Here is a 10,225-nt window from a genome sequence, read left to right on the forward strand (position 1 = left end):
CGATATTTTGGCAACACGCCTCTCCCGCGAGTGCAGGGCAGTCGCATATGGGCTCGATAGCTCCACAAACTCGTCATGCCCGGCCTGGTGCCGGGTATCCACGTCTTGGTTCGGGAGAGGGAGCTCGTCGCAGCTCTCAATCGACTCTGCCTGACTTCCGAAAAAATCTTCGCCCGCCTTGTCGGCCCCGTACTCCGCCGTTCGTCATGAAGGCAGAGAGCATCACCAAGCGTTACGGAGCCTGTCATGCCGACGATCGTCGACACCGAAGTCTCAAAGCCCGCCCGCATCACCGGCCGCGTCATGAGCGGCGTGGTCGTCTTGTTCCTGCTGTTCGACGGCGCGATCAAGCTGGTGCCGTTGTCGGTCGTCACCGAGACCATGGACAGGATGGGCTTCGGCGCGAGTGATGCGCTGGCGCGCAGCCTCGGCATCATCACCATCGTTTGCACGCTGCTCTACTCGGTGCCGCCGACCTCGATCCTCGGCGCCATCCTGCTCACCGGGTATCTCGGCGGCGCGATCGCATCGCATGTGCGGATCGGCAGCCCGCTGTTCACCCACACGCTGTTCGGGCTCTATCTCGGCCTGATGCTGTGGGGCGGGCTCTATCTGCGCGACGGCAATCTGCGCGCAATGCTTCCATTTCGCCGGTGAGGTATTGTTCAATCCATCCTTGTGGAGACTGTCATGTTGGAGACCATTGCCATCATCGCGATTGTCCTCGGCGTCGCGATCGCCGTCATCCTCATCCTCGCGGCGACCAAGCCGGGCACGCTCCGCGTCACGCGTGCGATCAGCATCAACGCGCCGGCCGAGCGGATATTTCCATTGATCGACGATTTCCATCAGTGGACGCTGTGGTCGCCCTACGAGAACCGGGATCCGGCCATGAAGCGGATCTATGGCGGCGCCGGGCGCGGGCAGGGTGCGGCCTATGCCTGGGACGGCAACAAGAATGTCGGCGCCGGCCGCATGGAGATCCTGCAATCCTCCGCGCCGTCGAAGATCGTCATCAAGCTCGACTTCATCAAGCCGTTCGAAGGCCACAACACCGCCGAGTTCACAATGCTGCCGCAGGGAAATGCGACCAGCGTCACATGGACGATGTATGGTCCGGCCGTCTTCATGTCGAAGGTGATGCAGGTGTTCATGAACCTGGATCGCATGATCGGCAGGGATTTCGAGGTCGGTCTCGCCAATCTGAAGAAGCTGACTGAAAAGTAGCGCGTTTTCGAACGAGGTGGTTACCGGTTCGTGTCAGGAAAACGCGTCAAGATGACAATCCGGAGCCCTCGTTCCGGTACCACCGGGGCGAGGCTCGAATGACCCAAGGGAGCATGCGATGCAGGTCAACCCCTATCTCTCCTACGACGGCAATTGCGGCGCCGCGCTGAAATTCTACGAGAAGGTTCTCGGCGCCCGGATCGAGGACACCTTCCCCTACGGCGAGGGCAGTGCGGAGATGCAGACGCCGCCCGGCTGGAAAGACAAGATCATGCACGCCCGCCTCACGATCGACGGCGAGATCATCATGGCCTCCGACGCCCCGCCCGGCCACTTCCAGAAGCCGCAGGGCTTCCACGTCGCGTTGCAGGTCGAGGATCCCGCGGAAGCCGAACGCCGCTTCAAGGCGCTGTCCGAGGGCGGCACGGTGACGATGCCGTTCGGCAAGACCTTCTTCTCCAACGGCTTCGGCATGTGCGTCGATCAGTTCGGCATCCCCTGGATGGTGAACTGCCCGCAGGGGATGTAGGCTGGCGGCTTATTCCGCCGAGCTCATTCCCTACCCGTCATGCTGAGGAGGCCGCGTAGCGGCCGTCTCGAAGCACGACGGCCCGGCTGTGGCCGTGCATCCTTCGAGGCTCGCCCAGCGGTGCAAGTGCACCGCAAGGCTCGCACCTCAGGATGACGGGATGGGAGCCGTAGCCCGGATGGAGCGCAGCGAAATCCGGGGCACCCAATCCGCGCCGGCAGTCCCCCGGATTGCGCTTCGCTTCATCCGGGCTACGACACTTTACAGGCTGCAAATCTCACCTGCACCGCGGATAGATCGCCGCGAGCTCGCGGCCGCGCAGCAATAGCAGGCGCGAGGTCAGGCCGCCGCGGCGGGCGATCCACCCGCGCACCGGTGCCGGATAGGCTTGCAGCACCGCCACGGACGCTTCCGGCTCTGCATAGGTGCGGCCGCGCTGGTCGATCGAGCGCGCGGCGTGGAAGCCGAGCACGGCGCGCCGCGTCACGCAGATGCGGTCGCCCGGCACCATCGAGAGTACCAGGGTGCAGGCGGACAGGCAGGGCCCGTCGATCACGACGCGCTCGCCCGACTCGCGCACCTTGTCGAACAGCTCGATGAACGGGCCGACCTGCCCGCCAGGGCTGGCGAGGATACGAACCTCGGCTTGCGCGCAGCTAACCGTTGCGCAGAGAGCTGCCGCCGCGACAAGTATTTTCATGCGCGCAATCCCTGCCACGAGGCGATCGAGGTGCCGCCGCATCTCAAGCTGGAAGGCTCGCGCCGGAATGGGGCATCGTCAAGACCGATGTCCCGGTCGCGACAGCAGGTGGCTCAGGCCGCGCGGTTCTTGAGCGACCCCCACGATCGCCGTGAGCACGGCGCCGGCAACGCCGCCGCCGGCGACCTGGCCGATGATGCTGCCGATGTCAGGCGTCGCGCCGGAATTGGCGAGCAGCGGGATCAGCATGCCCAGAAGCTGTCCGCCCGCGCCGCCACCGATGGCGCCTGCGATGGTGTTACCGAGCGTGCCGAGATCGATGTACTTGGCCGCTCCCGCCGCGACATTGCCGCCGACGGCTCCGCTGATGACCTGAATAATCAGATTGATGAGAACGCCCGACATGAGGTGATTTCTCCCCGGTATCTGGTTCAGCACGGCTGAGACGCCAGCCGGCGTCCCACCGCCGCGAAGGTTAGGCCTCCAACGCGCAGAGGTCATGCTACACACGCGAAGATTGTCAACCCGCGCCGACGCTATGCACCGGCTTTTTTGAGGGAACCCTCCGGCTCTCCCGGGAGCCTCAGTCAGCGTTGGAGACGCCGGCCTCGGCAAAGGTCGCCATGCCGCCATGACAGGCGAGCGCCGCGCGCAACAGCAGGATCGCAACCCCCGCGCCGGAGCCTTCGCCGAGCCGCATGTTAAGGTCGAGCAAGGGGGCGAGCTCGAGCTCGCGCAGCAATTCGCGGTGGCCGAGCTCGGCCGACACATGTCCGGCGCGGCAATGCGCGAGGCTGTCGGGTTGAAGCCGCGCCAGCGGCAGCACCGCCGCTGTCGCCACGAAGCCGTCGAGCAGCACCGGAATGCAGCGTGCGCGCGCCGCCAGCACGGCGCCCGCGATCGCCGCGAGCTCGCGTCCGCCGAGCGACATCGCGGTGACGAGCGGATCGTCGATCGCGCCGCGATGCAGCTTGAGCGCCGCATCGATCGTGGTGCGCTTGCGTATCAGCCCGGCATCGTCGACGCCGGTGCCGCGGCCGGCCCAGCGCACTCCGCGCCCGCCCATCAAGGCGGCGCACAGCGTCGCGGCGACCGTGGTGTTGGCGATGCCCATCTCGCCGACCACGAGCAGATCGCATTGCTCGGGCACCGTGCGCCAGCCGGTATCGAGCGCGACGAGGAAATCGGCGGCGTCCATCGCCGGTCCGGTCGTGAAATCGCGGGTCGGGCGCGCCAGCTCGAGCGGCTCGACGCGCAGCTCGGCGCCGGCAAGCCTGGCGATCTGGTTGATCGCAGCGCCGCCGGCGGCGAAGTTCGCCACCATCTGCGCGGTGACCTCGGAGGGATAGGCTGAAACGCCGCGCTCGGCGATGCCGTGATTGCCGGCGAACACGGCGATCGTGACGTGGTCGAGCCGGGGCATCTCACGCCGCTGCCAGCGCGCCAGCCATATCGCAACCTCCTCCAGGCGGCCGAGGCTTCCCGGCGGCTTGGTCAGGTACTGCTGGCGCTGCGTGGCGGCCGCGGCACTGGCCTCGTCGCCCTGCGGCAGGTCGCGACAAAAGCCGCGGATGTCGTCTAGAGTACTGAACTGCATGCGATTCCCTCGTCGAGCGGGCCGCAAGCTAATGCATGATCCGGAAACGTGTGAAGCGGTTTTCCCTCGCGACAAATGCGTAGCATTTGCGCGGAGATCATGCCCTAACAAGAAGCTAAAGCGCGATCAGGTCGAGCCCGATCTCGTCGCGCTTTAGCCCAATTTCCAGGCCTTCACCATGAATCAATGGCTCGACGATCTCCGGACCGCGACCGCCTTCCTGACCCGCCTGCCGATGCCGCATCCGGACGGCGCGCGGACGGAGAGCTTTGCGCGGGCGCAGCGGCTGTTTCCCCTGGTCGGGGCCGCCATCGGGGCGGCGATCGGCCTGTTTTGCCTGCTGCTGCGGGCGATCGGTGTGCCGGATCTCGCCGCGGCGGCGCTCGCGCTCGGCGGCGGTGCGCTGCTCACCGGCGCGCTGCATGAGGACGGGCTCGCCGATGTCGCCGACGGGTTCGGCGGCGGCCGCGATGTCGCGACCAAGCTCGAGATCATGCGTGACAGCCGGCTTGGCACTTACGGCGCGCTGGCGCTGGTGGTGAGCTTTGCCGCCAAGCTCGCGGCTCTCGCGGCAATTCCGAATGGTCTCGTGGTGCAGAGCCTGATCGCGGCGCACGCGCTGGGCCGCGGCGTGCTGCCATGGATTGCGATCAGCCAGCCTTACGCGCGCAAGGACGGGCTCGCCGCCAATGCCGGAAGGCCTGATGGGACCATTGCCGTGGTCGCGGCCGGCATCGCGCTGCTGATCGCAATCCTCGCCTTGCCGTTCAGCAGCGCGCTGCTGGCGGCGATCGCGGCCGCTGTGAGCGCGCTGGTCATGGCGCTCGTGGCAAAGCGGCAGATCGGCGGCCAGACCGGCGATGTGCTTGGCGGTGCGGAGCAGGTCGCGGAAACCACGATCCTGGTACTGCTCGCGGCGCGGTTAGGTTAGAGCGTTTTCGAGCGAAGTGGAGACCGGTTCGCGTGAAGAAAACGCGTCAAAATGAAAGCGTGAGCGGAACATGGATCGCGAAACGCGTTTCTGGCTGATCCGTCATGCGCCGGTGGACGGTCCGCGCGGCGTGATCCACGCGCCGGATGCGCCCGCCGACCTCGGCGATGCCGCGGCATTCGCGTCGTTGCAGGCGAGGCTGCCGGCCCACGCTCGCGCGGTCTGCAGTCCGGCGCGGCGCACCCGTGAGACCGCAGCAAAGCTCGGTCTCACGGCAACGGAGGACGACGCCTTTCGCGAGCAGGATTTTGGCGATTGGACCGGCCGGCGTCACAGCGAGATCGAAGCCGAGCTCGGCGCGGCCTATCGCGCGTTCTGGCAATCGCCGGGCAGCAACCGGCCGCCGCGCGGCGAAAGCTTTGCCGATCAGATCGCGCGGGCGCGGGCAGGGCTCGCGCGTCTGCCGTCCGGCGACGTCGTACTGGTCGTGCATTCCGGCACCATTCGCGCGATCCTTGCGATCGCGCTCGAGCTTGCCCCGGAGCTCGCGCTGCGCTTCGTCATCGATCCGCTGTCATTGACGCGGATCGACCGGCTGCCGGATGCCTGGCGCGTGGTCGCGGTGAACGGGCGCTGATAGCGCAGTGACTCTGCTTTACCTCGCCCCGCGTGCGGGGAGAGGTCGGAACGCATCGACAGATGCGTTCCGGGCGAGGGGGAGTCTCCGCGAGACTAACTGGTACTGCGCGCGCGGAGAGGGCCCCTCACCCCAACCCTCTCCCCGTAAGAACGGGGCGAGGGAGTGCAGTCCCGTCGCGGTGTGACATTAGTTCGTTCGATCAACCGTTACCCATTCCGCCGCGCGCCGCGCAGGGTCGGCAGGCCGATGCCGGCGGCGTCGAAGCCGCCGTCGACGGCGAGGATCTGTCCGGTGATGTAGCTGGCGCGATCCGAGCACAGGAAGAAGATCGCTTCCGCCAGCTCCTCCTCCAGCCCATAGCGGTTGAGCGGGATGGCGTCATGATAGTCGGCGCGGATCTCCGGCGTGTGGACGGCCTTGGCCATCGCGGTCTCGACCGGCCCGGGCGCGACGCCGTTGACGCGGATGCCGAGCGAGGCGAGTTCGACCGCGAGCTGCTTGGTGAGATGCGCGAGGCCGGCCTTGCTGGTGCCGTAAGCCGAGCGCAGCGTCGAGGCGCGCACCGCCGAGATCGAGGTGATGTTGACGATTGCACCGCCGCCATGCTCCCGCATTAACGGCGCGGCCGCCTTGGTGCACAGGAACGGGCCGGTGAGGTTGACCGCCATGATCCGGCTCCAGTCGGCGTCCGAGGTCTCCAGCACCGGCGTGAACACGGCAATGCCGGCATTGTTGACCAGCGCGTCGAGCCGGCCGAACCGGTCCGTGATCGCAGAGATCGCGGCTGCCACGCCAGCGGCATCTGATACGTCGCAGGTCAGCGCCAGCGTGTCGTCGGGCTGCTTCAGCGCCGCGACCGCCGCGCGCAGCAATTCGCCCTCGATGTCGAGCAGCGCGACGCGCCAGCCGTCGGCGAGAAAGCGTTTCGCCGCGGCAAGCCCGATGCCACGCGCGGCGCCGGTCACGAGTGCGACTTTGGGGGAAGCGGAATTCATCGGATGGTCCATCGGTTCGGGCAGGAAGTCCCGACCGTCTGCGACCTTTACTCCGACGTGTCAACCCGACGGCGACACGCGGCATGCTCTCTCTCCGTCACCCTGAGGCGCGAGCGTAGCGAGCCTCGAAGGGTGAACGGCCACCAGCCGGGGAGTGTGGAGTATCGGCTTCCTACGGCACGCCGACCCTCTCGCCGCAATCCTGAAGAGCCCGCAAAGCGGCGCGTCTCGAAGGATGCACGGCCCCCAGCCCGGGCCGCCCATCCTTCGAGGATCGCACCGTGGCTTACGCTGCGAGTTCGGCAGAGGCGCGCTGCATGTTGGTGGACATGTCCTGCGTGACGATGCTCTGCTCCTCGACCGCGGCGGCGGTGGAGGTGATGTATTCGTTGACGCCGGCGATCGCCGCCTTGATCTCGGACAGCGAGCTCACCACTTCGGCGGCGATCGAGTTCAGCGCGTCGATTTCCGAGGAGATCGTGTCGGTCGCCTGCTTGGCCTGATTGGCGAGGCTCTTCACCTCGGAGGCGACCACGGCGAAACCGCGGCCGGCTTCGCCCGCACGCGCCGACTCGATCGTGGCGTTGAGCGCCAGCAGGTTGATCTGCCCGGTGATGCTCGAGATCATCTCGACGATGCCGCTCATCGCCTGCGCTGCGGCATTGAGCTTCTGCGCCTGTCCGTCGGCAGCCTCGACCCGGCCGGTGGCGACCGCGGCGTTCTGCTTCGACTTGGTCATGGTTTCCGAGATCTCGCGGATCGAGGCGCTCATCTCCTCGCTGCCGGCGGCGACCGCCTCGATCAGGCCGCGCGCGCTGTCGGCCTTCTTGCGGCCGATCGCCTGCGCGGTGATGTCGGTGGCGTACTTCACCACCTTGTAGGGCTTGCCGTTGAGATCGAGGATCGGGTTGTAGGAGGCCTGGATCCAGATCTCGCGGCCGCCCTTGGCGATACGCTTGTATTCGGCGGCCTGGAATTCGCCGCGGTTCAGCGCGCCCCAGAACTCGCGGTAGCCGGCCGCGCTCGCCTCAGTGGGCTCGACGAACATGCTGTGATGCTTGCCCTGGATCTCGGCAAGCGAATAGCCCATCGCGGCGAGGAAGTTCGGGTTCGCGGTGCGGATCGTGCCGTCCATGTTGAACTCGATCACCGCCTGCGACTTGCCGATCGCATCGATCTGGCCGTCATTGTCGGCGGTTTTCACCTTCTGCTGGGTGACGTCGGTGGCGAACTTGACGACCTTGAACGGCTTGCCGCGGTCGTCGAGGATCGGGTTGTAGGTGGCGAGGATCCAGATTTCCTTGCCGCCCTTGCCGAGCCGCTTGAATTCGCCGGCCTCGAACGCGCCCCGGTTCAGCCGCGCCCAGAAATCGCGATAGGCCACGCTGTCGCGGTCGGCCGGCGGCACGAATATGCTGTGGTGCTTGCCCCGGATCTCGGCGAGCGAATAGCCCATAGCGACGAGGAAGTTCTCGTTGGCATTGACGATGGTGCCGTCCATGTCGAACTCGATCACCGCCTGCGCCCGGCCGATCGCGGCGATCTTGCCGGCATCCTCCATGCTGTCGATCTTCTGCGCGGTGATGTCGGTGGCGAACTTGATCACGCCGACCGGCTTGCCACCCTTGTCCAGGATCGGGTTGTAGGAGGCCTGGATCCAGATCTCGCGGCCGCCCTTGGCGATGCGCCTGTACTGCGCGGCCTGGAATACGCCGCGGTTCAGGTCGGCCCAGAACGCGCGATAGTCCTGGCTGCCGCGCGTGGCCGGATCGACGAACATGCTGTGGTGCTTGCCCTTGATCTCGTCGAGCGTATAGCCCATCGCATTGAGGAAGTTCTCGTTGGCGTCGACGATGGTACCGTCGAGCTTGAACTCGATCACCGCCTGCGATTTGCCGATCGCGGCAGTCTGCGCCAGCGCATTCTCGATCTTGGCCTTGTTGCTGAAACTGAACATCAGGGCTCCGTGAAGGTTCAAATGAAAGGGATGGGGAAAAGCGGATCGCGGCAACTCACGGAAAGGTTGCAGCGAGCCGTTTAGCATCGGTAAAGCCTGTTGCTCGTGCGCGCCTGGCATGAATTGCATAACGCCAAGTTCCGCGCATGCATCCGCCTCAATTCGCAAAGGTTTTTTTCAGAGCGCACGTTATCATCCACCGGCAGCACGCGATGTTCACCGTAATCATACGGACGAAAATCGATGATGACTTTCGTCTGATGCGGGTGATTGAAGCGCGTCTACTTCAGCGATGCTGATGGACCTATTACGAAGCCTGATATTGCCGGCCGCTTTTCACCGATCGATGCAGCGATTTGATTCGCGTGCTCGATGAATGTGCGTCGCGTTCGATGCTTGGGTTTCCACGCCCGCCGACCGCAATAAAGTATCGCCATACGAAAAAAATATCGCGGCAAGAGATGTCGGAAGGGCGGTCCCGGCCTCGTCCTCCGGTCACTCATTCCATGATGGAGTTCCGATGTCGCTTACCCTGCATTACCATCCGCTGTCCTCGTTCTGCTGGAAGGCGCTGATTGCGCTCTATGAGAACGGCACGCCATTCACGCCGAACATGGTCAATCTCGGCGATCCCGCCGAGCGCGCGGCGCTGCTCGCGCTGTCGCCGATCGGCCGATTTCCGGTGCTCCGCGACGAGACGCGGGATGAGACGGTGCCGGAATCGAGCATCGTCATCGAATATCTCGACCGGCATTATCCCGGTGCCGTCAGGCTGATCCCCGAGGACCCGGACCTCGCGCTGCAAATCCGGCTGCGCGATCGCTTCCTCGATCTCTATGTCCACCTGCCGATGCAGAAGGTCGTCGGCGACCGGCTGCGGCCTGCGGACAGCAAGGATCCGCATGGCGTCGCCGAGGCGCGGGCGCAACTCCGCACCTCCTATGCGATCCTGGATCAGCAGCTCGATCCGCAACGCGCGCGTGGCGGCTGGATGATGGGCGAGCATTTCTCGTTGGCCGATTGCGCGGCCGCGCCGACGATGTTCTACGGCAACAAGGTCGAGCCGTTCGGAGATGGCCATCGGCATCTGGCCGCCTATCTCGAGCGGCTGATGGCGCGGCCGTCCTTCGCGCGCGTGCTGAGGGAGGCCGAGCCCTATTTCGGCATGTTCCCGCGGGAAACCTGACGCAAGCCGGCCTCCGACCCGGTTCCAAAAATAAATCGTGGCGGGATGTCGCTTTCGCGCCGCCCCGTTCGTCATCTCGCTGAGGCCCGGGTTTCCGGAGCGCTGGCCGCTCCGGGGCCCCGGGCGATACGTGTGGGAGACGACATGGCTGCAGCTGGCAACAGGGCGGAGATCATCCGCTCCCTCTTCGCCGCCTACCTCGCCAATGACCGCGCGAGCGTGGAGGCGGCGTTCGCCGAGGATTTCCGCTTCTCGACGCCCTATGGCGAGAACATCGACAAGCCGACCTATTTCGCCGAGTGCTGGCGCGACTCCGGCTGGATCGGCCGCCACGAGATCGAGCGCATCATGGTCGACGGCGTCGAGGCCTTCGTCACCTATCGCTGCGTCAAGTCGGAGGCCAAGCGGTCTTAGGAAGACAACTATAACACTCAACTCCTTGGCTCACAGAACGACATGGCTA

12 protein-coding genes are annotated in these 10,225 nt (G+C 65.6%); 7 read left to right on the forward strand and 5 right to left on the reverse strand.

What is annotated here, in order from left to right:
* Window positions 1–246: 246 nt before the first annotated feature.
* The 3 genes from Q2M23_RS18945 (at window position 247) to Q2M23_RS18955 (ending at window position 1,756) form a co-directional block, all read left to right on the forward strand.
* Entirely contained in the window at window positions 247–657 is a 411-nt protein-coding gene (locus tag Q2M23_RS18945) for a DoxX family protein (protein WP_051002956.1), read from the forward strand.
* 33 nt (window positions 658–690) lie between these two features.
* A complete protein-coding gene (locus Q2M23_RS18950; protein WP_057016262.1) occupies window positions 691–1,227 on the forward strand; it encodes an SRPBCC family protein in 537 nt (178 codons plus the stop codon).
* A gap of 118 nt (window positions 1,228–1,345) precedes the next feature.
* Complete coding sequence (locus tag Q2M23_RS18955; protein WP_028343957.1) at window positions 1,346–1,756, forward strand: VOC family protein; 411 nt, start codon at window positions 1,346–1,348, stop codon at window positions 1,754–1,756.
* Between the two features lie 277 nt (window positions 1,757–2,033).
* On the opposite strand, the gene Q2M23_RS18960 is transcribed toward Q2M23_RS18955, so the two are convergent.
* From Q2M23_RS18960 to cobT, 3 genes are all read right to left on the reverse strand, one after another.
* Entirely contained in the window at window positions 2,034–2,456 is a 423-nt protein-coding gene (locus Q2M23_RS18960) for a hypothetical protein (protein ID WP_316396501.1), read from the reverse strand.
* Between the two features lie 78 nt (window positions 2,457–2,534).
* The gene (locus tag Q2M23_RS18965) at window positions 2,535–2,861 is read right to left on the reverse strand and encodes a hypothetical protein (protein ID WP_316396503.1); all 327 of its coding nucleotides are present in this window, start codon (window positions 2,859–2,861) and stop codon (window positions 2,535–2,537) included.
* Window positions 2,862–3,039: 178 nt separating this feature from the next.
* Window positions 3,040–4,053, reverse strand: a complete 1,014-nt coding sequence (gene cobT, locus Q2M23_RS18970) for a nicotinate-nucleotide--dimethylbenzimidazole phosphoribosyltransferase (protein WP_316396505.1) — start codon at window positions 4,051–4,053, stop codon at window positions 3,040–3,042.
* Window positions 4,054–4,231: 178 nt separating this feature from the next.
* Between cobT and cobS the strand changes: the two genes are divergently transcribed.
* Entirely contained in the window at window positions 4,232–4,984 is a 753-nt protein-coding gene (cobS, locus tag Q2M23_RS18975) for an adenosylcobinamide-GDP ribazoletransferase (RefSeq protein WP_253624966.1), read from the forward strand.
* A gap of 70 nt (window positions 4,985–5,054) precedes the next feature.
* A complete protein-coding gene (locus Q2M23_RS18980; RefSeq protein WP_057016219.1) occupies window positions 5,055–5,621 on the forward strand; it encodes a histidine phosphatase family protein in 567 nt (188 codons plus the stop codon).
* A 209-nt stretch (window positions 5,622–5,830) separates the two neighbouring features.
* Here Q2M23_RS18980 and Q2M23_RS18985 read toward each other — a convergent pair whose 3' ends face one another.
* Window positions 5,831–6,619, reverse strand: coding sequence for an SDR family NAD(P)-dependent oxidoreductase (locus Q2M23_RS18985; protein WP_028341382.1), 789 nt, complete (start codon window positions 6,617–6,619; stop codon window positions 5,831–5,833).
* 286 nt (window positions 6,620–6,905) lie between these two features.
* Entirely contained in the window at window positions 6,906–8,576 is a 1,671-nt protein-coding gene (locus Q2M23_RS18990; RefSeq protein ID WP_316396508.1) for a PAS domain-containing methyl-accepting chemotaxis protein, read from the reverse strand.
* A 520-nt stretch (window positions 8,577–9,096) separates the two neighbouring features.
* Between Q2M23_RS18990 and Q2M23_RS18995 the strand changes: the two genes are divergently transcribed.
* A complete protein-coding gene (locus Q2M23_RS18995) occupies window positions 9,097–9,762 on the forward strand; it encodes a glutathione S-transferase family protein (protein WP_316396510.1) in 666 nt (221 codons plus the stop codon).
* A gap of 144 nt (window positions 9,763–9,906) precedes the next feature.
* Window positions 9,907–10,176: a nuclear transport factor 2 family protein gene (locus tag Q2M23_RS19000; RefSeq protein WP_316396511.1), complete on the forward strand. Its 270-nt coding sequence runs from the start codon at window positions 9,907–9,909 to the stop codon at window positions 10,174–10,176.
* Window positions 10,177–10,225: the final 49 nt, after the last annotated feature.

It is taken from the genome of Bradyrhizobium sp. 33ap4 (assembly GCF_032654765.1).
Taxonomy (GTDB): Bacteria; Pseudomonadota; Alphaproteobacteria; order Rhizobiales; family Xanthobacteraceae; genus Bradyrhizobium; species Bradyrhizobium australafricanum.

Bases quoted from the DNA above. Each gene is read 5' to 3' on its own strand.
- Q2M23_RS18945 (WP_051002956.1), top strand. From the start codon at position 247: ATGCCGACGATCGTCGACACCGAAGTCTCAAAGCCCGCCCGCATCACC.
- Q2M23_RS18950 (WP_057016262.1), top strand. From the start codon at position 691: ATGTTGGAGACCATTGCCATCATCGCGATTGTCCTCGGCGTCGCGATC.
- Q2M23_RS18955 (WP_028343957.1), top strand. From the start codon at position 1,346: ATGCAGGTCAACCCCTATCTCTCCTACGACGGCAATTGCGGCGCCGCG.
- Q2M23_RS18960 (WP_316396501.1), bottom strand. From the start codon at position 2,456: ATGAAAATACTTGTCGCGGCGGCAGCTCTCTGCGCAACGGTTAGCTGC.
- Q2M23_RS18965 (WP_316396503.1), bottom strand. From the start codon at position 2,861: ATGTCGGGCGTTCTCATCAATCTGATTATTCAGGTCATCAGCGGAGCC.
- cobT (WP_316396505.1), bottom strand. From the start codon at position 4,053: ATGCAGTTCAGTACTCTAGACGACATCCGCGGCTTTTGTCGCGACCTG.
- cobS (WP_253624966.1), top strand. From the start codon at position 4,232: ATGAATCAATGGCTCGACGATCTCCGGACCGCGACCGCCTTCCTGACC.
- Q2M23_RS18980 (WP_057016219.1), top strand. From the start codon at position 5,055: ATGGATCGCGAAACGCGTTTCTGGCTGATCCGTCATGCGCCGGTGGAC.
- Q2M23_RS18985 (WP_028341382.1), bottom strand. From the start codon at position 6,619: ATGAATTCCGCTTCCCCCAAAGTCGCACTCGTGACCGGCGCCGCGCGT.
- Q2M23_RS18990 (WP_316396508.1), bottom strand. From the start codon at position 8,576: ATGTTCAGTTTCAGCAACAAGGCCAAGATCGAGAATGCGCTGGCGCAG.
- Q2M23_RS18995 (WP_316396510.1), top strand. From the start codon at position 9,097: ATGTCGCTTACCCTGCATTACCATCCGCTGTCCTCGTTCTGCTGGAAG.
- Q2M23_RS19000 (WP_316396511.1), top strand. From the start codon at position 9,907: ATGGCTGCAGCTGGCAACAGGGCGGAGATCATCCGCTCCCTCTTCGCC.